This window comes from Streptomyces sp. GL_141 (assembly GCF_057834385.1).
The window spans coordinates 3,947,363-3,968,941 of sequence record NZ_CM174402.1 but is presented as its reverse complement, the minus strand read 5'-3'; the positions used below and the strand labels follow the sequence as shown (position 1 = coordinate 3,968,941).

The following is a 21,579-nucleotide window of genomic DNA, read 5'->3' as shown; positions in this document are numbered from 1 at the left end:
GGAGCCCAGCATGTCCCGTCGTCCCACCGCCCTCTGGGCCGCCGCCGGCTCGGCGGTCCTCGCTCTCGCCGCCCTCGCGGTCGGCGCCGTCCCGGCCCAGGCCGACACGGTCAGCGCCTCCACCGCCCCGCCCCTGCGCTTCGTCAGCTACAACATCTGCGGCAACATGTGCTCCGGCGCCTCGTACGACCAGCAGAAGCGGATCGACAGCATCGTCGCCCAGGCGGCCGTCACCACCTGGAACGCGGACCAGATCTTCCTCCAGGAGGTGTGCCGCCCGCAGTACGACGAGGTCCTGAAGCGCCTGGCGCCCCAGGGGTTCCGCGGCTCGTACAGCGCCACCCGGACCGGGACCCCTTCGGTCTGCGGCGGTCACGACTACGGCAACGCGGTACTCGTCAGGGGGCCGGTCTCCGAGTCGGTGGAACTGGACCTGACGGTCGGCGGGGAGAGCGAGCCGATCAAGGTGCCGTGCGTGAAGAACCATGTGCAGAACCGGGTCAACTGGGCCTGTTCGGTGCACCTTTACTGGGACAACGGGACGCTCGCCGCACCGGAGGCGGAGCGGCTGGCGGCCCAGGCCAAGACCTGGCAGGACCAGGGCATACCGGTGGTGCTGGGCGGCGACTTCAACCACTCGCCCCGCACCTCCTCGCTCACCCCGTTCTACGACACGGGCATCAACGACAACGCCCGCGGCACCTTCATCGAGGCGGACGAGACCGACGGCGATTTCTTCGACCCGGCCGCCTGCACGGTGGGCCAGGAGCAGCGCTGCCGCTCCGGCGAACCGACCCGTGAGGGCAAGAAGCTCGACTACGTCTTCTTCAGCTCGAAGCACTTCAAGTCGCCGAAGGGCGACGTGCTTGCGCTCGACCCCGCCGTCTCGGACCACCAGATGGTCCGGGGTGCGGCCACCTGGGCCGACTGCGGGCCCTTCACCCCGGCCGCCGGTGCGCTCTTCAGCCGGGACGAGTCCGGCGCGCTGTACCGCTACTCCGGCCGCGGGAGCAGCAGCCTGGCCGCCGCCTGCAAGACCGGCAGCGGATGGCAGAACATGGCGCGGGTGGTCCGCCTGAACGGTACGTCGACCCTCGCGGCCGTCGATGCCGCGGGCGCCCTGTGGCACTACCCGGCCGATGCGACCGGTGCCTACTCGGGATCGACGCGGGTCTCCGCGGGGACCGGCTGGGGAGCCTGGGACAAGCTGGTCTCGCCCGGCGACTTCTCCGGCGACGGCCGGGCCGACCTGATCACCCGGGCCGCGGACGGCGGACTGTGGCTCCACAAGGGCACGGCGGCCGCCGCCTACGCGGCGCCGGTGAAGATCGGCACGAACTGGAGCATCTACGCCGACCTGTTCTCGCCCGGCGACTTCTCCGGTGACGGCCGGGCCGACCTGATCGGGCGCGAGCCCGCCGGTGACCTGTACCTGTACAAGGGCGACGGTGCGGGCGGGTACGCGTCCCGGCTGAAGATCGGCTCGGGCACGGCCGGTTACGACGCGATGCTCTCGCCGGGCGACATCACCGCCGACGGGAAGGCCGACCTGCTGGCCCGGGACACCGCCGGCGGACTCTTCCTGCTGAAGGGCAACAGCACGGGTGACGGCTTCGGGGCGCCGGCCAAGGTGGGCAGCGGCTACCCGGCCGGCGGACTGCTCTTCTGATCCTCCGCCGGCGGGCCACCGCCTCCGTACCCCGCCCGTGACGCGCCACCGCCCCCGACCGGGAATCCGGTCGGGGGCGGTGGCGTTCCGGCCGTGGCCGCCTGCGGGCGGCGGGCCTTCAGAGTCCCTGGACCAGGCCCTTGAGCAGGGCGGCCGAGGTCAGTTCGGCCGGCGCGGGGCCGGCGTGGAAGAAGCCCGCGTTGTCGGCATTCTCGGCGTTCTTGGCGGACAGCTTGCGCAGGAAGTCGAAGGCCTTGGCCTCGTGCTCGCCGAAGGCGACGAACTGCCAGTGGATGCCGGGGGCGGTGGTGGCCGCCTCGGCGATCGCCTCGCGGGCGGGGCGGACGCTGTCGGGCGCACCGTCCGTCTGGAACACGACCAGGGCCGGGCCCTCGCCGCCGTCCTTCTGGTAGCGCTCCACGACGGCCTCGACGGCGACGTGGTAGCTGGTGCGGCCCATCCGGCCGAGCTCCGCGTGGCGGGCCTCGACCCAGCCCTCGTCGTACGCGTCGAGGGACAGGTCGGCCGCGCCGTCCAGTTCGGTGGAGAAGAACACCGTACGGACGGTGGCCTCTTCGTCGAGGTGGGCGGCGAGGGCGAGGGCGTGGTCGGCGAGGTGCTGGACGCTGCCGTCCTTGTAGAACGGGCGCATCGAGCCCGACCGGTCGAGCACGAGGAACACGGTGGCGCGGGCGCCGGCCTTGCCCTTGGTGCGCAGGGCCTGTCCGGCGGCCTTGTACGCGGCCGCCAGCGGGGGCGCCTGCCGCTTGACCGCGGCGAGGGCGTGCGCGGGGCCGCCTGCGGCGGCATCGGCGGTGAGGAGCTCCTCCTCGGCCTCGGCCTCGGCCGGGGCCGGGGCGGCCTCTGCGTCGGCCTCGGCCGCGACGGGCTCGGGCTCGGCCGCCACCGGCTCGGTGACCTCGGCCTCGGCCGGGGCGGGCTCCGGCTCGGGCTGCGGCTCCGCCTCGGCCGCGACGGGCTCCGGCTCGGTGATGACCTCCGCCTCGGCCGCCACGGGCTCGGCCGCGGCGGGCTCCGCCTCCGGCTCGGTGTCCGCTTCCGGGGCCGCTACGTCGGCCTGCGGCTCGGTGTCCGCTTCGGCGGCGACCGGCTCGGCTTCCGCCTCGGGGGTGGCCGCGTCGGCCTCGGCTGCGGCCTCGGGTGCCGGCACGTCCGCCTCGGCCGCGAGCGGCTCCGGCTCGGTGGCGGGCTCCGGGGCTGCCTCGGTGGCCTCTTCGGCCACGGTCTCGGCCACGGTCTCGGCGACCGGGGCCTCCTCCTCGGCGACCGGTTCCGCTTCAGCGGCGACGGGCTCCGCTTCGGCGGCGGCCGGGACCGCCGGGGTGGACGGCGCCGCAGGGGTGGCCGGCGAGCCCCCGGTGGAGGAGCGGCGCGCCTCCGGGACCGTGGGGTCCGGGTTGGGCGCCGGGGCCGGGGCGGTGAGGACCGTGCCCGGTTCGAGGTCCCGGGGGGTGGACTGCGGGGGAACGGTGGGGTTGTCGAAGGAGGCGGCGACCAGTTCGGCCGCGGCGTCCAGGGGGGTGCGTTCGGTCTGGCTCGGGAGGGCCGCCGAAGTGGTGCCGGTCGTCTCCGGAACCGATTCAGAGGTCCGTCCGAACACCTTGCGCAACAAGCTCCGAATACCCATGGGCCAGGCCTTTCGCATGAGTGTGTGCGTCATTTGTCCGTGCTGCGCGGTAGATCCCTGCCCAGAGTGGACACGTAAGGTTATCGGCCCCTTGGCTGGAACTTCGGGAGGGGCACCTTTCGTGGCGCCCACGGCCCAAACACACCCGATCCGCCCCCGAACTGCCGCCCCGACGTGCCGGATTCACCGGGCGTTCACCCAGCGGCCGCCGCTTCGGCGCAACCCGCCCATAGCGTCACCGACGGATTGTTCCGACACGTTGTCGGGGACCGTGCATCAACGGAGGACACTCGTGCGCAAGCTCCTGCCGCTCATCGGCTCATCTCACGGGGGCGGCCGTTCCGCTCTCACCTGCCGCTACCGCTGCGGCGACGCCTGCTTCCACGAGGTGCCGAACACCAGCGACAACGAGTACGCCGGCGACGTCATAGCCCGCGCCTACTCGCGCCGCGCGATGCTCCGCTCCGCCGCGGTCGTCACGGTCGCCTCGGCCGCCGGTACCGCCCTCACGCTGAGCGGCAACGGCTCCTCCGCCTCCGCGGACCCGACGGTCGAGGCGCAGCGCGCCGGCGCCGCCGGGGTCAACGCCGAGGGTGCCCGCGGCCTGCGCTTCAAGCCCGTCGCGCCGAACACCGCCGACCAGGTCACGGTCCCCGAGGGCCACGAGCAGAACGTGGTCATCCGCTGGGGCGACCCGATCGTCAAGGGCGCGCCGGGCTTCAACCCGGACAAGCAGACCGCCGCCGCCCAGGCCGGTCAGTTCGGCTACAACAACGACTTCCTGAGCCTGCTCCCGCTCGGCGGCGACTACGAGCGCCAGCAGCTGCTCGTGGCCAACCACGAGTACACGGACGAGCAGCTCATGTTCAAGGCGTACGACGCGGCCAACCCGACCCGCGAGCAGGTCGAGATCGCCTGGGCCGCGCACGGCCTGTCCGTGGTCGCGGTCCAGGAGGACCACCGCAGCGGCAAGCTGACCGCGATCAGCCGCCACCGCCTCAACCGCCGTCTGACCGCCACCAGCGAGTTCAAGCTGACCGGTCCGGCCGCCGGCTCCGAGCTGGTGAAGACCTCGGTCGACACCGCCGGCACCAAGGTGCTCGGCACCCTCAACAACTGCGCCGGCGGCACCACCCCGTGGGGCACCACCCTCCACGGCGAGGAGAACTTCAACCAGTACTTCGGCAACGCCGGCCTGGTCACCGACCCCACCCAGGCGGCCCGCCTGAAGCGCTACGGCGTGACGGCCGGCGCCACCGAGCGCAAGTGGGAGCGGTTCGACAAGCGCTTCGACGTCGCGCAGGAGCCCAACGAGTCCCACCGCCACGGCTGGGTCGTCGAGCTGGACCCGTACGACGTGAACTCCGTCCCGCGCAAGCGCACCGCGCTCGGCCGCTTCAAGCACGAGGCCGCGCAGCCCCGCCTGACCGAGGACGGCCGCCCGGTCGTCTACATGGGCGACGACGAGCGCTTCGACTACTTCTACAAGTTCGTCTCGTCGAAGCAGATGAAGAAGGGCGACTCGCGCGCGGCGAAGGAGCACAACCTCACGCTGCTCGACGAGGGCACCCTCTACGTCGCCAAGCTCACCGGTGACACCCCGGCCGCGGAGATCGACGGCACCGGCAAGCTCCCCTCCGACGGCGAGTTCGACGGTTCGGGCGTCTGGATCAAGATCCTCACCTCTTCCCCCAACGGGAACGTCTCGCACGTCGAGGGCATGACCGCCGAAGAGGTGTCCGTCTTCACGCGCCTCGCCGGTGACAAGGTCGGCGCGACCAAGATGGACCGTCCCGAGGACGTCGAGCCCTCCCCGCGCACCGGCCGCGTCTACATCGCGCTGACGAACAACACGGACCGCGGCAAGCCCGGCAAGGAAGGCGCCACCGAGGCCAACCCGCGCAACCTGAACAAGCACGGCCAGATCCTGGAGCTCGCCGAGAACTTCGACGACGCGGCCGGCGACGGGTTCGCCTGGCGCCTCTTCCTGGTCGCGGGTGACCCGAACGACCCGGCGACCTACTTCGCGGGCTTCCCGAAGGACAAGGTCAGCCCGATCTCCTGCCCGGACAACGTCGCGTTCGACCCGCACGGCAACCTGTGGATCTCCACGGACGGCAACCAGCTCGGCTCGCACGACGGCCTGTTCGGCGTCGCGACCGCCGGTGAGCGCCGCGGTGAGCTGAAGCAGTTCCTGACCGTTCCGCGCGGTGCCGAGACCTGTGGTCCGATCATCCAGGACAAGCGCGTCCTGGTCGCCGTGCAGCACCCGGGCGAGATCGACGGCGCCTCCGTCGAGAAGCCGCAGTCGGTGTGGCCCGACGGTCCCGGCAAGATCGTCCGCCCGTCGGTCGTGTCGGTCTGGCGCAAGGACGGCAAGAACATCGGGGTCTGACGTCTGACGTCTGAGCCGAGGTGAGTTGACCCGTGCGGGGGCGGTGGGTGTTTCACGTGAAACATCCACCGCCCCCGCTCAACTTCCTTCCGGCAGGCGTCCGACCGGCAGCAGGAGCGTGGTCACCGCGCCCCCGTCGGGGGCGTTGGAGAAGCGCAGCTCGATCTCCAGTACCTCCGCCTGCCCGGCAGCGATGGTCAGGCCGAGTCCGTGGCCCCGTCCGCGTCCCGGATCCCCGGTGCGGAAGCGCCGCGGCCCCTGCTCGATCAGCTCGGCCGGATAGCCGGGTCCGTGGTCGCGTACGGTCACCAGCGGGCCGGTGACGGTCACTTCGACCGGCGGCCGCCCGTGCTTGTGGGCGTTGACCAGCAGGTTGGCCAGGATCCGGTCCAGCCGGCGCCGGTCGGTGAGCACCACCGCGTCCCGCTCGATCCGTACCGTGACGGGCAGCCGGGTGCTCGCCGCCGCCCGCTCCACCGCGCGGCCGAGCTCCACCCGGGCCAGGTCGGCCCGTTCGACGCCCGAGTCCAGCCGGGAGATCTCCAGCAGGTCCTCGGTGAGCAGGTGCAGGGCCCCCAGCCGGTCGTTGATCATCTCCTTGGGCCGGCCCTCGGGCAGCAGCGCGGCCGCGGCCAGGGAACCCGTGAGCGGGGTGCGCAGCTCGTGCGCGACGTCCGCCGTGAACCGCTTCTCCGCCTCCAGCCGGGCCTGGAGCGAGGCCGCCATCGAGTCGAGGGCCTGGGCCACGTCCCGTACCTCGTCACGGGAGCGCGGGCGCGGTCCCTCCCCGTCGGCCGGGAAGCCGACGCGTGCGTCGAGGTCCCCGGCGCTGATCCGGCGGGCCACGGCGGCCGTGGTGGCGAGCCGGCGGCTGATGCGGCCCGCGAGGAAGATGCCGGCCAGGGCGACCACCCCGGCGGCGAGGACGGCGGAGACCAGGATGGCGGTGTCGATCTCCCGGAGCCGGGTGCGGGTGCTGTCGTAGGGGACCCAGACGGCGAGGGGCTTGCCGTCGGCGGGTCCGGCGGCCCACATGACGGGTTTGCCGTCGTGGGTGCCGGTCATGCTGCCGGTCAGTCCGCGCGCGACCAGCGCGCGCAGCGGGGCCGGGAGTCCGGGCGGGTCGAGGGCGCTGTTCCCGTCGCCGTGCGCGGTGCCGTACTCGTACTGGCTCAGGGCCCAGTCCAGCTCCCGGTCGACGTCCTTGCGGACCTCGCCGACGAGCTGGTGGGCGACCACGTTGTGCACGAGGATCCCGAGCGCGGCCGCGACGGCGCAGCAGACCGCCGTGGTGGTCATGGCGATCTTCCAGCGCAGGCTGCTCGTCCGACGCATCGGGGACCCGGCCTCCTCAGCCGCTGCCGGCGCTCGTGCCCACGGCCGGGCAGGGGGAGGCGTCGCCCTGGGTCGGGCACTCGTCGAGGGTGAGCTGGTCGAGGTTCATGATCCCGGCCTCCGGGTCCCACACGTAGTCGGAGATGGAGACCTTCTTCGGGTTCGAGGTCGGCTCGCGCACCGCCAGGTGCTCGGCGGCCACCTCCACGCCCTCCAGGACCCCGCGGCGGGACAGGATGCGGGCGATCGTCCCGTCGTCCCGGACGGTGTAGACGCGCAGTTCGCTGAGCCGGCCGTCGATGTCCAGAGCGGTGATCAGCTCCGCCCTGCCGTTGCCCGTCACATCGGCCAGCACCGCGGGCCGGACCGGGCAGTCGGGACCGCCGTCCACAGCCTGTGTGCAGAGCGCGATGCGCTGGATCGCCCGGGGGTCGACGAGCCGGCCGGTGCCGGCGTCCGCGGTGTTGGCGGCGGTGATGTCGGCCCGTACGACGTCCACGGCGTTCACGCCCCGCATGGACAGGTCGGGGACCTTGGCGAGACCGGGGACGGCGGTGGCCGTACCGGACTGCTGGCCGGGGGCCGGGGGGTCGGGACGGATGTCCTTCCACAGGGTGCGGGGGGCGTGGGCCGTGCCGAGGTCGCCGTCGTTCTGGAGGCCCTCCACGTCTGCGCAGCCCGTCGCCGCCGCCAGGGTGGCCGCCAGGAGGAGGACCCGGCTGCGCCGGAGGAAGGGCCTCATGTGCTGATGCTCTCCCGCCTCGGGCGGGGTGGCCCGGGGGCGGGGCCATTGGAGGGACGGCGCGGCGCCGCTGCCAGGGGCTCCGCCCCCGGCCCCCCGCGCCTCAAGCGCCGGCGGGGCTGGATTCCTAGTCGCGGGTGGGGTCCGCGATGGCTCGGGCTGCTGCGAGTTCCTGGCGGACCGGGGAGAGGACGGAGGCTTCGTCGACCTCGGGGGCCGGGGCGGGGCGGAGTTCGGTGGGGGTCTGGACCCGGCGGACGCCGAGGGCCAGGGCGCGGAGGTCCGCGGCGATCGCCTCGACCTCGTGGGCGCCCGGGGGCTGCGCGCCGTGGTTGACCCGGACCCGTGCGGCCGTGGTCGCATCGACGATCCGCTCGACGGCGACCACCAGCGGCCACCACGCGGCGGCCCGTTCCCCGGTCGGCGGCGGTTCGGTCAGCGCCCGCTGGAACTCGCTGCGGACGCCCGACAGCTCCCGGTAGATGCGGCGGCGGGCCTGGAGCCGGGCGGTGCGGGCCGCCCGTTGGCCCGCGTCGGTGTCGGGGGTGGAGCCGAAGGCGCGTTCCACGTACCGGGCGGCGTCGTCCACCGTGTCGGCGAGCCGGTCGCCGAGCCGGGTGTGCCAGCTCTCGGGCCAGAGCAGGTAGCCGGCGATCAGGGTGATGGCGCAGCCGATCAGGCTGTCGAGCAGCCGGGGCCGGACCAGGTCGAAGCCTTGGTGGTTGAGCAGGTCGGACAGGAGCAGGATGACCGGGGTGATCGCCGCGGTCTGGAAGGCGTAGCCCTTGACCGAGAAGACGGGGATGAGGGCCGCCAGGACCACCATCACCGGTACGTCCCACCACCCCCGCGGCACCTCCGAGAGCACGGCGGCCGCCACGACGAGCCCGCCCGCGGTGCCCAGCGCGCGCAGCACGGCCCGGGAGAACACCGAGCCGAAGTCGGGCTTGAGGACGAAGGTGACCGTGAGGGCGACCCAGTAGGAGCGCTCGATCTCCACCACCGAGACGAGGGACTGCGCCAGCCCGATGCACAGCGCGAGCCGCAGCCCGTACCGCCAGGAGGCCTCGGAGAACATCATGTCGCGCACCGCCCGGCGGGCCCGGACCCGCAGCGCGGCGGGCCGGCCGAGCCGGTCGTCGACGTTGTGCATGTCCGGCTCGGCCAGCGGCACGATGGTCGCGGCGTGCCGCAGGGCCGCGTCGATGGCCCGCTCGGACTGGCCGTCGGGCGCGGGCAGGTCCAGTACGGGGGTGTCCGTGCGGCCCTCCTCGACGGCCGTCGCCAGGTCCCGTACGGCCGCCGGGATCGCGGGGGAGAGGGGTCTGCGGCGCAGGTGCGCGGCGGGCGCGGCCTCGACGAGCGGGATCAGCACGTTCAGCTGGGCCAGCATCCGCACGAGCGAGGGACTGTGGCCGTGCACCCGGGTCCGGCGGCCCAGCACCAGGTCGTAGGCGTGGTTCAGGGACTGCGTGACCTGCTGGCGGCGCGCCTCGTACGCGGGGCCCGGTCCGCCCGCGGCCTCCAGGGTGTCGGCCAGGGCCCGGTAGGCGGCGGCGACGGCGGCCCGCTCCGGCTGCCGGCCGCGCAGGGGCCAGCCCAGCAGGGTCAGCAGCAGGACCAACAGTCCGCCGGCGCTCAACAGCAGCGGGGCCGTCCACCAGGGACTGGGCATCGGCAGGCCGGCGCCGACCACGGCGTTGAGCAGGAGCAGCAGCCCGGAGACGGAGGCGACCGTGCCGATGGAGGAGATCATCCCGGAGACCAGGGCGATCAGGGTGAGGACGCCGACCGCGACCCAGCCGTGCCCGAAGACCAGGGTGCCCAGGGCGACGCCCACGGCCCCGAAGAGCTGGGGCACGGCGATGTTCAGGATCCGCATCCGGTAGGCGTCCGCGGTGTCGCCGATGACCCCGGACAGGGCGCCCATCGAGACGAGCGCGCCGTACTCGGGCTCGTCGACGGCGAAGCCGACGGCCAGCGGCAGGGCCAGGGCGACGGCCGCGCGCAGCGCGGCGGCCCAGGGGATCGGCGCGGAACTCGGCCGCAGCCCCTTCAGCAGCCAGGCGGGCGGGGCCAGCGGCCCGAACCGTCCGGCTGCCGTTGCTCCGGCCCGTCCGGCCCGTCCGGCCCGTCCGGCCCGTCCGGCCCGTCCGGGCGGTATGTCTTCGGTGCGTTCGGTGCTCATTCCCGCTTCCGTGCCGCCGCTCGTGAATCGGTTCTTCTGCGCTGCTCTAAGGATTCTTCTACGGATTTGCGTGCCAATCCGCCCGTTCCGAGCTTATGGGGTGCGGCGCAGTCGGCCCGTCAGCCAGGCGGCCAGCGCGGCGGCCAGTCCGACGGCCAGCACCACCCAGACGGTGGTGCGCAGGAACGCGGTGAGCGCGTCGTACACCGCTGCGGCGGCCGCCCGGTCGATGTCGGCCGGCAGGTCGTTCAGGGTGAGGCGGCGGCACAGCGCCACGGCCGCCCACAGCAGGAGGGCCCCGACGGCCAGCCCCAGCCCGGTGGCCAGCACGGCCCGGCGGCGCCGGACGGCGACGGCGATGGCGACCGCGGCCAGCACCACGGTGAGCACGGGGAGCCAGACCCCGGCGATCTCCAGCATGCGGAAGCCCTTCCGGAGCGCGCCGAGGTTGTCGTACTCCATGACCTTCACCGAGAGGCGGGTTTCGGGGATGCGGTCGGCGAAGGGCACCCCGTTCTCGACGAGGTCGCCCTTGACCCGGGCGATCACGGGCGCGAGGTCGATGGTCACGGCGTTGCCGTCGCCGGTGGTGAGTGCGTGGATGAAGGCCCCGTGGGCGGCGCGGTTCGCCGCGTCCCAGGCGGTTCGGTAGGCCGGGGTGCCGACGAAGGAGCGCAGGGCCTCGCCGAGCAGGGCGTCGACCCCGCCCTGGAAGGGGCCGGCGTCGATCTGTCCGGAGAGGGCCCGGCCGGCCTGGGTGACGACGAGGTTCTGCACGGCGGGATCCGAGGCGAGCGGGGACATCGCCGCGGTGTAGCGGTCGGCGCTGCCGAGCTCGTGGTCGGCCCAGTACGCGACGGCGCTCGCGGGCACCAGCAGGGCCACGAGCGTGATGAGTACCGCCGAGAGGAAGGTCCGCACGTCACCAGGGAAAGGGGGCCGGGCGCGCGGCGCGAGCCGGGTTGCTGCGGGCGGGTGGTGCGGGCCGGGCGGCTCGGGCGTGTTCCGCTTGCGGAGGGCTAACCTGGATATCTAATATCCAGGTTATGAAAATGAGCGAGGGTGTCGAATGGGCCCTGCACAGCTGCCTCAACCTGGCCTGGAGCGGTGACGGCCGGGCGGTCTCGGCGGCCCGGCTGGCGGCCTGGCACGAGCTGCCTCCCGCCTACCTCAACAAGCAGCTCCAGGCCCTGGCGCGGGCGGGCATCGTCAGCTCCACCCCCGGCCCGCGGGGCGGCTTCCGCCTGGCCCGCCCGCTCGACTCCATCTCGCTCATGGACGTGGTCGCCGCCGTCGAAGGCCCGGACGAGGCCTTCCGGTGCGCGGAGATCCGGCAGCAGGGCCCCGGCGGCGGCGAGGAGCCGCCCGCGGCCGACTGCGCCTTCGCGCACGCCATGGGCCGGGCCGAGCTGGCCTGGCGCCGTGCGCTGGCCGCCCAGACCCTCGACGAGATCCGGCAGCAGGCCGAACGGCAGGCCCCCGAGGCCCCCGAGCGGCTCCGCGCCTGGCTCGCCGCCGCCCGCTAGGACAAAGGCCCAGGAGCTTGGAATGACGCGCAGCATCACCAACCCGGCAGAACTCCACGACCCCACCGGCCACGGCTACAGCCACGTCGTCTCCGCGCCCGGAGAGCAGGTCTTCATAGCCGGCCAGTACGGCTCCGACCCGACCGGCCACGTGGTCTCCGACGCCTTCGACGCCCAGGTCGGGCAGGCCTTCGCCAACCTCCGCACCGCGCTGGAGGCCGTGGGCCTGGGCCTCGGCGACGTGGTCCGCATCGGGACGTACGTCGTCGGGCACGACCAGGAGAAGCTGGAGGTGCTGCTGAAGCACCTGCACGCCGCCTGGGGCACCGAACTGCCCGCCCAGACGCTGATCGGCGTGGCCGCGCTCGCCCTGCCGGACATGCTCTTCGAGATCGACGCGGTGGCGGTACGGGCGCCCCGGGGCACCTAGCCACCGACTGCTCCGGTTGCCGGTCACGGGTTGCGGGTGTGCCCTGGATGATGGGAGAGAGGAGCCCGTCATGGCACATGCGGCACCCACCGCCCCCCGGGGGCACCGGCAGCAGGCGTCCGGTACGGCGGCCCACACGAGCAGGGCGGCCCTCGCGCGACCGCTGCTCATGGGCCTGGTCTACGGCGTCTACGCCGCCTTCATGAAGCGTCAGATGGGGCCCGTCGACGCGGGCAACGTCTTCTACGGGATCCTGTGCGGCGCGATCTTCGCCGCCTGCCTGGTGGCCCTGGCCCGGATCGGCCCGCGGCTGGCGCAGGAGCCGCACGCGGCGGCGTACGGGATCTTCGCGGGCATCTCCTTCGGCTACCTGTACAGCCTGGCCGGCGAGTCCATCCTGAAGAGCTCGGGCCTCGGCCTGCTCGTCGGCGCGGCCGTCGGCGCGGCGGCCTTCTACCGTTACCACAGCCGTAGCGCGACCTAGGCGGGCAGGAAGAAGACCGAAGCCCCGGCTCCCGCGCATCGCGGGGGCCGGGGCTTCGGCGTACGTGCCGCGAGGGCGTCAGTTCGCCGTGAAGTAGCCGAGGAGGTCGGTGATCACGTGGTTGGAGCCGCCGTAGCTGTTGAAGATGCTGACCCTGCCGCCGGGGCCAACCGGAGTGGTGACGTGGTTCGGGACCGTGAGGCCCGGCAGGGTGTTGAGGCTGCTGGCGCCCGGGAGCTTGCCGCCGAAGGCGTACGCGGTGAGGAAGCCGGGGCCGGTGGTGTCGGTCGCGGTGACGTTCAGGACCGCGCCGATGGCGCCCGCCGGGAGGCCGGAGACGGTGGTGGTGGCGCCCGGGGCGACCTTGCCGGTGGTGCGGGTGTCGGCGAGGCGCTTGGGCACGGCCGGGGTGAAGAGCGCCTTGCCGTCCTTGCCGTAGTGGCCCACCACGTCCAGCACGAGGTGCGTGGAGCCGCTGTTGGTGTAGAGGGTGATCGTGCCGTCGGGGCCGACCGGGACGATGGCCTGGTTGGACTTGTCCTTGCCCGGCTCCACGTTCAGGTTCGACGTGTGCGGACGCCTCGCCGGGTCCTGGAACACGCTGACGAACGCCTCCTGCGTCGCACCCGTACCGGTCAGGTTCAGCGCGACCGCGCCGGCGTCCGCCGGGATGCCGTTGACGCCGGCGACCTTGACTGTGCGGCGCTTGCCGCCGCCCAGCGCGCCGCCGGTCGTCCGGGTGTCCAGGACGCGGGTCGGGGCGAGGGGGGAGAAGCGGTTGCCGGCGCTGGGCTGGTAGTAGCCGACGAAGTCCACGACGAGCGAGGCCTCGCCCGCGTTCAGCTGCGCCTGGATCGCGCCGTCGGGGCCGATCGGCACGGTGACCGTGTTGGACGAGGTGCCGCCCGCGCGGACGTTCACGTTCGAGGTCTCCGGCCGTGTCTGGCCCGAGGGCCAGACGGTGAGGTGGGTGTCCTGGGTGGCACCGGTGACGGTCACGTTCAGGACGACGGATGCCACGCCCCCGGCCGGGAACCGCCCCGACACGAAGGCGTCCGTCAGCACCGGCACGGAACGGGGGGACCCCGCCTTGATGGAGGGACCGGTGGTACGGGTGTCCAACAGCCGGAACGGGATGGTGCTCGCGTACCCGGACGGGGCATAGCCGACCTGGACGGTCCGGGTGGCCGTGGACTTCGCACCCTTGACGTCGTGCGCGGTGACCTTCACCTCGTACGTGCCGGGCTGCTTGTAGGTGTGCCTGGCGCTCTGGAGGCCGTAACGGACCTCGTTGGTGCCGTCACCGAAGTCCACGTCCACCCGCTCGACCCGCCACGGGGCGACGGTCGTGCTGGTGTCGACCCGGAGGGTCAGCGGTCGGATGACCCGGTATCCGTCGTGGCCCGGACCCGGCAGGACCGGCGTGGCGGTGAAGGCGGTGGCCAGTTCACCGGGCGTGGTCACCCGGATCGTCTCTTCGTCGGAGGCCTTCTTGCCGGCGCCGTTGGTCGCCGTCGTCTTGACCACGCACGCGCACGGTGAGCCGTAGACGTGCGTGACCTCGGCCGCCTCGCCCGGGCGGATGATGCCGGGTGCCGTCCCGTCACCGAAGTCCACCGCATAGGTCATGGTGGCGGGCCACCTGCTGTCAGTAGCGGCCTTGACCGTCACCGGGGTGCCGGTCGGCGCCCAATCGTTGTAGATCGAAGTCCAGACCGAGGTGAACCCGTCGTTGGTCTCGGTGGCGCCGCGGTCCAGGTGGCCGCCGTCCTTGCCGGTGTTCGGCACGCGTGGGTCGTCCGTGGTGGCGATCCCGTTCTTGTCGACGGGCAGGACGCCCGGCGCCGTCGCGTCGGCGGAGTCGATGGCCGGCGAGTCGGCCCCGGAGAGGCTTGCGGTCGTGGGGACCAGGATGTCGCGCGCGCCCTGCCCGCTGGCGGCCAGGAACGCCGCCGCGGTGGGATACGTGGTGCCGGCCCACTGGTAGGCGACCGTGGCGTAACCCTCTGCGCCTGCGATCAGGTTGTAGCCGGCGCGGGTGCCGGACGTCGCGCTCTGCGCCACGGAGAGCTGGGGGGTGGTGCAGGTGGTGTTGCCAGAGGCCGTGAGGACGTTGTTGAACACCGAGGCGCCGGTCGAGGCGCCACGGATCGCGACGGTCTCATCGCAGCTCCCTACGCCCTGGTCCTCGTCGGTGAAGTTGTCGATGTGGTTGTTGGTGATGACGGTGCCGGGCGCGTCCACCACGGAGATCGGCCCCGAGCTCCGCAGGACGTTGCGACTGAGGACGGTGCGCTGGGCGCCGCCTCCGATCACGGCCCTGTCGAACGAGCTGCGGTTGACGCGCACGTCCGTGCTTCCCCCGCCGATGTTGAGGGAAGCGCCGCCCCACTTCGTTTTCTCAAGGCCCTCCAGCGTCACGTCGTGGGAGCTGGTGACGCTCACACGCTTGCCCACCAGCGGCCCCTTGACCACGAGGTGAGAGGCTCCGCTGATGGTCAGCACCTCGGCCTGGCTTTCGGGGTTCAGATCCCTGTACGTGAAGGCGTAGGTGATCGGCTTGCCCGGCGCGCCCGAGCGGTCGATCGTGAGGTCCGGCTCCTGCAGGTAAGGAAGGATGTTGACGTGCACCGTCTGCCCGGGCTTCGCCGCCTTGACCCCCGCGGCGAACGTGCAGAACGGGGTGGCCTTTGTCCCGCTCCCGCTGTCCTCGCAGGGCATGGTGTTTTCCACGTACAGGTCGGTCGGGAGATCGGCGGCGGTGGCGGCCGGCATGCCGATGAGGGTGACCAGGCCCGCGGTGAGCAGGACCATCGCACGGCTAGGGCGCAACGGGGTGACTTCCTTCGACGAGATGCGTGTAGCGGTCACTGCTGGGACCGCTCATGCCGTCGGAAGGTTGTACGAAGTCCGCGTGCCCCCGGGGATCGGTACTTTCGGCCGGGCATATCCGGACAAAAGGCCGAGGTGATGGGGTGGGCCGGTGGTTCAGACTGAATGAGGCGCCGGTTCCCGTGCTCCGTGGTCGAACCTCACGTGACCACTCTCCGTTGCCGAGGGCGCGGGAACCGGTGCCTCCTCATGTCCTGATGCCTCTACGCGAGTTCTACGCGGCCGTGTCGTCTCCGGCCGGGGTCTCGGCGGTGGCCTGGGCGGTCTTGGCGGACTCGGGTTCGGGCTGGCGTGCGGGCGGGGCGGGCGGGGAGAAGCGGGCGGCCTCGGCGCGGAGCATGGCGTTCAGGGCGAGGTACGGGTCGAAGGGCATGGCGGAACCTCACGGTGTTTCGGGGGTGTGGGGGGACGCGCGCCCATGGGCTTGGGGAGCAGGGTGAGCTGCCGGGGGTGCCCGGTGCCGGGTGCGCGGTGCTGCTGCTCGGACGCTCGGCGCCGTCAGCAGCGCAGGACCACACTCCGTACCGCCCGCAGCGAAGCCGCCGGTGCGCCGGCGCCCGCCGGGTGCGGGACCGCCTTCGGGGGGCCGGACCGGGGAGGTTTCACGTGAAACACGGGCCGCTGCAGGCCCCGTACGCCGGGGACGCCGCGCGCGGGCACCCGTACGGCCACCCGCACTTCGGGATCGCCGGCCGGATCGGCCGGTGCCTCGGCGGGTTCGGCCGGGGCGGTGGGGGCGGAGCGGGAACCTTCGGCCGTCGCGGTGGACGGACCGGCTCCGCCGACGCCGAACAGACACAGCAGCACGACGCAGAGCACCGTCAGGGCCGTCATCAGGGCCCTGTCCGGTGCCTTTCGTGCATGCCGCGTCCCGCTCATGCGGTGGGTGTGCCCCGACACGCGGGCGAACTCTCCACCGGGACCGCAGCATCCCCCGACCGGGGGACGAAGACACCCCCCACGGCCGTCAGGTGGCCGCAGGGGGTGTCCGTCTTTCGGGGGCCGCCGCCGGTCAACGCAGGGTGCGGCGGTGGCCGGTGAGGCGGGCCAGGACGGCCGTTTCGCCGCTGATCAGCCGGAGTTGGGCCCGGCCGGACGGCCCGCCCCAGCCGGCGATCCCGGGGGAGACCCGGGTCACGGTGAACACGGCCGTACGCCGGTCGGCGCGCGCCACCTCGATCGACTGCCCGCGCCGCAGTTCGCCGAGCCGCGGCAGGTCTCCGGAGACCACGGCGGTGCCGGCCGCGCCCGGGGCCGGGCCGGCGGAGTCCCACACGGCGCTCTCCTGGACGTGGGGCTTGGCGTCGGCGGCGCCGGCTTCGAGGTCCTCGGCGTACGGCCCGCCGGGCCCCGCGTCCGTCCCGCCGGGCGGGGTACCGACCGTCAGCGGTACGTCCGTTCCGAGGGCCGGGATGACCAGGCGCAGCGGCAGCGAGGCCTGCAGGGCCGTGGCCCCCGACCGTCCGGGCCGCCGGGCGCCCTTGCCGGTGGTGTGTCCGCCGGAGTGCTCCAGCTGCCGGGCCAGCCGGCGCGGGCCGGACAGCCCCAGGACCCGCGAGGGCAGGGCGTCGCCCGCGGTCGGGGCGGCCGGCCGGCCGCCTTCGGTGGTGCGCAACACCCCTAGGCCGGTGCACAGCAGAGCCACCGTCAGTACGCCGACCACCCACTTGGCGCGGGGCATGGGAATCCCTCCTGGTCCGGCTCGGGCGGCCGGTCCCGAGAGCAGTGGACCCCTCCCTGCCCCCCGGCGGTGCGCGTAACACGGCGAACTGACGTCACGTCATCGCCACGGCGCCTTCCCGCGGGCACGTCTTCGCAGCTGGCGACCGGTGGGCCGGGGCCGGACCGGGTGCGGGGGGCGTGCGCCCGAACGGGTGAGAACGTCAAGGGCGAACCTTGGGCGTGTCGGATCGGCGGCACGTTCTGCCACATGCGAAAACCTGTCAAGCCGGATGATGTGACGGGCCGTCGGCTGGAGTTGCGGGGTGAGGTCGGGCGGCTTGTCCTTGGATCATGAATGATCCATACGCATATGCCCTCGTGATGGGGCCCCATTACTCTCCGGCCCTCCCGACCTTCCCGGCCCGGCCCGTCCCGGATTCCCCCGCGGGCGCGGATGCCGCCTTCGCCGGTGTCCGGCCGTTGCCCGGGAAGCGTTCAGAGGCCGCCTCTCGCAGTGCCTCCGCCAGGCCGTTCACCACGCTCCGCTCCCGCCAGGGGCGCTCCGCCGCGCTCACACCCGCTCCGGGATCCGGGCGGGGCGCCGGACGGGAGGCAGGACGGGCGCCGCAGCCCGGGTGAGGTACCCGGCGCCGAGCGGCGGGCCGTCCAGCTCGGTCGTGGCGGCCGCGGGCTGGAGCCCCGACAGCCGCCGCAGCAGTCCGGGGGCCAGCTCCGGGCCGACCGCGCGGACCAGTGCCGAGGCCTCGGTGGGGTGCGCGTGCACCCAGCCGATGTGGCGCAGCCCCGACCAGCCCGGCTCCTCGGCGGCCTCCGCCAGGGCCCGGGCGGCGGGGGCCAGGGGCAGCAGCCTGACCGTCGCGGGAGTCCCCGGCTCCGGGGCCTCCACCGGAGCCGGGGCGGGAGCCGGAGCGGGCCGGACGGACTCGGCGACCGCGAGCCGGGTGAAGGCCGGCCGGGGCAGCTCCGCGTGGTCGGCCAGGTCGCTGACGGTCGGGGCCAGGCAGTGCACCCCGGCGGGGAACCCGTCCCGTACGGCCGCGGCGGCGACCGTACGCCCGGCCGGACCCGCGTCTCCGACGGTGACCAGGTGGAATGCCGTACGCCTCCCCCCTCCGGAGGCGAGGGGCAGCAGCGCGGCCGCGGTGGCGGCGGGCTGCTCCACGCACCAGACGGCGTCGAAGCGGCCTCCGGGTGCGGTGGCCCGGGCGGACCGGGCGGACGGGGCGGACCGGGCGGACGGGGCGGACGGGTCTGTGGAAGCCGGCGGGACGGGTGCGGCACCGGCCAGGACCTCGGCGCCCCGGCGCGCGTCGAGCCGTGCCGCGAGGAGGTCCACGTACTCGGGATACAGCCCGATCAGCGCGAGCTGACGGGCCAGCAGGAGCCTGCTCTGCCGTACGTCGGTGGAGGTGAGCAGGGTCAGGTGGTGGCCGCGGCCGAGCAGCTCGGCGGCGAGCCGGATGCCGGTGGGGCTGGCCGCCCCGGCGAGGGCGATGTGCACGGCGGACTCGTTTCGAAGGAGGTGGGGCGCGTGCGGCTACGCGGTGGCGGTGTTCCGGGGGGCTACGGGTGCCGAGGCGGCCTCGGCGGCGACCGGGGCGGGCGGCAGGGGTGCGGTGACGGTGACCTCGCCGGGGATCCCCACCCGGACGAGGAAGGCCCCGCGTTCGGGACCGGCGCCGATGACGGAGAAGCAGACGGAGTCGCCCGTCCCGACCAGGCCGTTCACCACGTCGGTGTAGAAGAGCACCGGGGTCGCCGAGGTGACGAGATTGCCGAGCTCACGGGCGTGCGCGGGGGCCTTGCGGGCGTCCAGGCCGGCGAGCTGGTGGTAGTTCTCGACCAGGGCCGGGCCGGCCTGGTGCGTGTAGATCCGCCGGACCTCGTCCACGAAACCGGGGCGGTGGGCGTCCATGGTCTCCTGGTTCATCATCATGCCGCGGGAGTAATAGCGGGCAAGCTCCGGTCCGTTGAGCCCGAATGCGGACAGCTCGGCGGAGCCGGGAAAGCCCGGCGGGTGGGCGGCGCCGCCGCCGGGGTAATGGATGAGGGGATCGCTGAATCCGGGCTCGCCCCCGAAATCGAGGGAATCGCGCGAATAGAAGCCGAGCCCGGCCTCGAAGCTTTCGTCCCGCTCGAATACCAGGGCGGTCGCGGCATCGGAGAACAGCGCCCCGGAACACCACAGGGTGTGCGCGAAGGGATGCTCCCCGTCTGCACCGCTGTACTGGGAAATGATGCCGTTCTCGTCGATTCCGATGGGGCTCGCGGCGTTGTACGAGATCACCAGCGCGCGCCGGGCCCCCGTCCGGGCCAGGTGCGCGGCGACGCGGGAGAGCCCGCCGCAGCCGGCGCCGAGCTGGAAGGGGGGCACGCTGTCCGGGATGCGCAGGCGCCGCAGCAGGTTGAAGGCGTCCTGGTCGAGCATGATCTCGTACGGGGTGCACGTGGCGACGAAGACGGCGTCGATGTCCCCGGGCTCGGCGAGGGCGGACCGCAGCGCGGCGCGGGCGACGTCGACGACGGTGTCGAGCGAGGCGAAGCGCTCCCGGTCCCAGCTCTTGGAGGTGACCCCGAGTATGCGCTCGACATCGGCGCCGCTGATTTCCTTTCCGGCCCGCTTGCGGTGCGGGATGTGCGCGAGCCGGGCCCATTCCTCGACGGAGATGACCTCGCCGATCTGGGCACCGACACCGGAAATCCGATAGGGGAACGGGTACGCGTACGCGGCGGGGGCGGGGGGACTGGCCGTTTCCGAGGCAGACATGCTTCTCCGGTCCGTGGAATCCGATGGGGACGGCTCCAGCGAACACCAGCGGGCGGACGGGGAGAAGGGAATGCGGAGGGTGCAGTGGTGAAAGCGTTGAATACGGGATCCCGGTCCCTCCCGGGGCGGGCGTGGTGAGCGGGCGTCGGGTGGCCAACGCCCGGCTCGGGGACCTGCTGGCCGAGGCCGGCTGGAGCGGGGCGGAGCTGGCGCGGGCCGTCAACGCCCTCGGGACCCTGCACGGGCTGGCCCTGCGCTACGACCGGACCGCCGTCGCGCACTGGCTGTCGGGCACCCGGCCCCGCCGGCCCGTGCCCGAGCTGATAGCGGCGGCGCTGACGGAGCGGTGCGGGCGGCTGGTCACCGTCGCGGAGTCGGGGCTCGGCGCGGGCTCGGCGGGACCCGGCGTACGGCCCGGCGCGGACGCGGGCGGGGGCCCGGCGCCGGCCGGGGCCGGGGGCGAGGGGCTGCTCCGGCTCGCGCTCCAGGCCCGGGCGGACGTGGACCCGCAGAGCAGGCCGCCGCTGCTGCGCAGCCCGTACCAGCCGGTGCCGGTGCCCGCCGCGGAGTGGGACCCGGACCCGGATCGGGCTCCGGCTCCGGCTCCGGCGGAGGGCGGCGCGGGCCCGCGTACCAGCGCCGGTACGGGCGCCGGCCTCCCGGAGCTCGCCGCCCGGCGGCATCTCGCGGCGCACGCCGAGCAGTTGCGGGCCCTCGCGGTGAGCTTCTCGGGCCTCTACCTCACCCACGGCGGCGTCCACACCCGCGCGGCCCTGGCGGCCTGGCTGGCCCAGGACGCGGGCGCCTTCGCCGCCCGCCACACGGACGGCCCGGGGCCCGCCGCACGCGGCCGGGCGGTGTCCGGACCGGGGTGCGGGGCGGCGGACGTGTGGCGGGGGTACGCCCAACTCGCGCACCTGCTCGGGGAGATGACGGCCGACGCCGGATACCACGGGCTCGCGCAGGAGTACCACGCCATCGCCCTCGGGCTGGCCCGGCAGGCCGGGGACCGGCGGATGTACGCCATCACCCTGCGCGCGATGAGCGCGCACGCCGGCCGGCTCGGGCAGCCCGCGCACGCGGTACGGCTCGCCCGGACGGCGGTGGACACCGCGCCCGCCGACGGGGAGCCCGGCACGCTGGCGTTCCTCCTGGTCCAGCGTGCGGCCGCGCACGCCCACGCCGGGCAACGGGCGGCCGCCACCGCGGACCTGGCCGCCGCCGACCGGTTGCACGGGCGGCACGCGCTGAAGCCGCCCGACGGGCCCTTCGACTCGTACGGCCGGGCCGACCTCGATTTCGCCCGGGCCCGCACCCACCTCGCCCTCGGGGAGTTCCCGGCCGCGGCCGACGCACTGGAACGCTCCCTGCGCGGCCGCGCGGCCGGCCAGCACCGGGCCACCGCGCTCACGCACGCCGCGCTCGCCGAAACGCTGCTGCGCCTCGGACACCTCACCCGGGCGTGCGAGCACTGGCGGGCGTTCCTCACGGCCGCCCCGGCGGTGCAGTCGCGTGCGGTACGGGAGGCACTCGGCCGGCTGCTGCGCGACCTGACCCCGTACCGGCGGATGCGGGAGGCGGTCCCGACCGTCGCGATGGCCCGGGCCCTGGCGGAACGCCTGCCGTGACCACGGCGGCCGGCTCACCGGCGGCGGGACACCGGGCGGCAGCAAGCCGTTCCCCGCCGCGGCCCGTTCCCCGGCGGCGCTCGCTCCCCGACGGCACACGCTCCCCGACGCCGCCCGTTCCCCGCGGCCGCCCGTTCCCCGCGGCAGCCGCTCAGCTCGCCGCGGCGGCCGCCCGGCGGCAGCCCGTTCCCC

The 21,579-nt window shown here is 73.9% G+C and carries 17 protein-coding genes; 6 read left to right on the top strand and 11 right to left on the bottom strand.

The features are described from left to right. The first annotated feature begins 10 nt into the window (after window positions 1-10). Entirely contained in the window at window positions 11-1,669 is a 1,659-nt protein-coding gene (locus AC3IX6_RS17280; RefSeq protein WP_489371006.1) for an endonuclease/exonuclease/phosphatase family protein, read from the top strand. A gap of 118 nt (window positions 1,670-1,787) precedes the next feature. Here the strand turns inward: AC3IX6_RS17280 and AC3IX6_RS17275 are convergent, their stop codons facing one another. Further along, window positions 1,788-3,317, bottom strand: a complete 1,530-nt coding sequence (locus AC3IX6_RS17275) for a VWA domain-containing protein (protein ID WP_489371005.1) — start codon at window positions 3,315-3,317, stop codon at window positions 1,788-1,790. A gap of 292 nt (window positions 3,318-3,609) precedes the next feature. Between AC3IX6_RS17275 and AC3IX6_RS17270 the strand changes: the two genes are divergently transcribed. After that, window positions 3,610-5,712 carry a PhoX family protein gene (locus AC3IX6_RS17270; RefSeq protein WP_489371004.1) on the top strand — a complete coding sequence of 701 codons (2,103 nt, stop codon included), beginning with the start codon at window positions 3,610-3,612 and terminating at the stop codon, window positions 5,710-5,712. Between the two features lie 78 nt (window positions 5,713-5,790). On the opposite strand, the gene AC3IX6_RS17265 is transcribed toward AC3IX6_RS17270, so the two are convergent. The 4 genes from AC3IX6_RS17265 to AC3IX6_RS17250 form a co-directional block, all read right to left on the bottom strand. Next, window positions 5,791-7,047, bottom strand: coding sequence for a sensor histidine kinase (locus tag AC3IX6_RS17265; RefSeq protein ID WP_489371003.1), 1,257 nt, complete (start codon window positions 7,045-7,047; stop codon window positions 5,791-5,793). 16 nt (window positions 7,048-7,063) lie between these two features. Beyond that, window positions 7,064-7,789 (bottom strand): hypothetical protein, encoded by a 726-nt coding sequence (locus AC3IX6_RS17260; protein ID WP_489371002.1) that lies wholly within the window; start codon window positions 7,787-7,789, stop codon window positions 7,064-7,066. A 127-nt stretch (window positions 7,790-7,916) separates the two neighbouring features. Beyond that, complete coding sequence (locus AC3IX6_RS17255; protein ID WP_489371001.1) at window positions 7,917-9,977, bottom strand: FUSC family protein; 2,061 nt, start codon at window positions 9,975-9,977, stop codon at window positions 7,917-7,919. Between the two features lie 93 nt (window positions 9,978-10,070). Next, on the bottom strand, window positions 10,071-10,898 hold the full coding sequence (locus AC3IX6_RS17250) for a hypothetical protein (RefSeq protein WP_489371000.1): 828 nt from the start codon (window positions 10,896-10,898) through the stop codon (window positions 10,071-10,073). Window positions 10,899-11,029: 131 nt separating this feature from the next. Here AC3IX6_RS17250 and AC3IX6_RS17245 point away from each other — a divergent pair, with 131 nt between their 5' ends. The 3 genes from AC3IX6_RS17245 (at window position 11,030) to AC3IX6_RS17235 (ending at window position 12,417) form a co-directional block, all read left to right on the top strand. Continuing rightward, a complete protein-coding gene (locus AC3IX6_RS17245; protein WP_489370999.1) occupies window positions 11,030-11,503 on the top strand; it encodes an RrF2 family transcriptional regulator in 474 nt (157 codons plus the stop codon). Between the two features lie 22 nt (window positions 11,504-11,525). Continuing rightward, window positions 11,526-11,933, top strand: a complete 408-nt coding sequence (locus AC3IX6_RS17240) for a RidA family protein (protein ID WP_489370998.1) — start codon at window positions 11,526-11,528, stop codon at window positions 11,931-11,933. Between the two features lie 70 nt (window positions 11,934-12,003). Further along, window positions 12,004-12,417, top strand: a complete 414-nt coding sequence (locus AC3IX6_RS17235; RefSeq protein ID WP_489370997.1) for a hypothetical protein — start codon at window positions 12,004-12,006, stop codon at window positions 12,415-12,417. Window positions 12,418-12,495: 78 nt separating this feature from the next. On the opposite strand, the gene AC3IX6_RS17230 is transcribed toward AC3IX6_RS17235, so the two are convergent. The 6 genes from AC3IX6_RS17230 to AC3IX6_RS17205 all read right to left on the bottom strand — a co-directional run bounded on the left by AC3IX6_RS17230 (window position 12,496) and on the right by AC3IX6_RS17205 (window position 19,759). After that, a complete protein-coding gene (locus AC3IX6_RS17230) occupies window positions 12,496-15,249 on the bottom strand; it encodes a PKD domain-containing protein (RefSeq protein WP_489370996.1) in 2,754 nt (917 codons plus the stop codon). A 274-nt stretch (window positions 15,250-15,523) separates the two neighbouring features. Then, a complete protein-coding gene (locus tag AC3IX6_RS17225) occupies window positions 15,524-15,682 on the bottom strand; it encodes a hypothetical protein (protein ID WP_489370995.1) in 159 nt (52 codons plus the stop codon). A 125-nt stretch (window positions 15,683-15,807) separates the two neighbouring features. Further along, the gene (locus AC3IX6_RS17220; RefSeq protein WP_489370994.1) at window positions 15,808-16,143 is read right to left on the bottom strand and encodes a hypothetical protein; all 336 of its coding nucleotides are present in this window, start codon (window positions 16,141-16,143) and stop codon (window positions 15,808-15,810) included. A gap of 178 nt (window positions 16,144-16,321) precedes the next feature. Beyond that, window positions 16,322-16,990: a class F sortase gene (locus AC3IX6_RS17215; protein WP_489370992.1), complete on the bottom strand. Its 669-nt coding sequence runs from the start codon at window positions 16,988-16,990 to the stop codon at window positions 16,322-16,324. Between the two features lie 552 nt (window positions 16,991-17,542). Then, a complete protein-coding gene (locus tag AC3IX6_RS17210; RefSeq protein WP_489370991.1) occupies window positions 17,543-18,493 on the bottom strand; it encodes a hypothetical protein in 951 nt (316 codons plus the stop codon). Window positions 18,494-18,529: 36 nt separating this feature from the next. After that, window positions 18,530-19,759, bottom strand: a complete 1,230-nt coding sequence (locus AC3IX6_RS17205) for a 3-oxoacyl-[acyl-carrier-protein] synthase III C-terminal domain-containing protein (protein WP_489370989.1) — start codon at window positions 19,757-19,759, stop codon at window positions 18,530-18,532. Between the two features lie 134 nt (window positions 19,760-19,893). Here AC3IX6_RS17205 and AC3IX6_RS17200 point away from each other — a divergent pair, with 134 nt between their 5' ends. Continuing rightward, window positions 19,894-21,387, top strand: a complete 1,494-nt coding sequence (locus tag AC3IX6_RS17200; RefSeq protein ID WP_489370988.1) for an NsdA family TPR-like regulatory protein — start codon at window positions 19,894-19,896, stop codon at window positions 21,385-21,387. Window positions 21,388-21,579 lie beyond the last annotated feature (192 nt).

Coding starts and splice junctions, on each gene's coding strand:
- AC3IX6_RS17280 (WP_489371006.1), top strand. CDS start 11: ATGTCCCGTCGTCCCACCGCCCTCTGGGCCGCCGCCGGCTCGGCGGTC.
- AC3IX6_RS17275 (WP_489371005.1), bottom strand. CDS start 3,317: ATGGGTATTCGGAGCTTGTTGCGCAAGGTGTTCGGACGGACCTCTGAA.
- AC3IX6_RS17265 (WP_489371003.1), bottom strand. CDS start 7,047: ATGCGTCGGACGAGCAGCCTGCGCTGGAAGATCGCCATGACCACCACG.
- AC3IX6_RS17260 (WP_489371002.1), bottom strand. CDS start 7,789: ATGAGGCCCTTCCTCCGGCGCAGCCGGGTCCTCCTCCTGGCGGCCACC.
- AC3IX6_RS17255 (WP_489371001.1), bottom strand. CDS start 9,977: ATGAGCACCGAACGCACCGAAGACATACCGCCCGGACGGGCCGGACGG.
- AC3IX6_RS17245 (WP_489370999.1), top strand. CDS start 11,030: ATGAGCGAGGGTGTCGAATGGGCCCTGCACAGCTGCCTCAACCTGGCC.
- AC3IX6_RS17240 (WP_489370998.1), top strand. CDS start 11,526: ATGACGCGCAGCATCACCAACCCGGCAGAACTCCACGACCCCACCGGC.
- AC3IX6_RS17235 (WP_489370997.1), top strand. CDS start 12,004: ATGGCACATGCGGCACCCACCGCCCCCCGGGGGCACCGGCAGCAGGCG.
- AC3IX6_RS17225 (WP_489370995.1), bottom strand. CDS start 15,682: ATGCCCTTCGACCCGTACCTCGCCCTGAACGCCATGCTCCGCGCCGAG.
- AC3IX6_RS17220 (WP_489370994.1), bottom strand. CDS start 16,143: ATGACGGCCCTGACGGTGCTCTGCGTCGTGCTGCTGTGTCTGTTCGGC.
- AC3IX6_RS17215 (WP_489370992.1), bottom strand. CDS start 16,990: ATGCCCCGCGCCAAGTGGGTGGTCGGCGTACTGACGGTGGCTCTGCTG.
- AC3IX6_RS17205 (WP_489370989.1), bottom strand. CDS start 19,759: ATGTCTGCCTCGGAAACGGCCAGTCCCCCCGCCCCCGCCGCGTACGCG.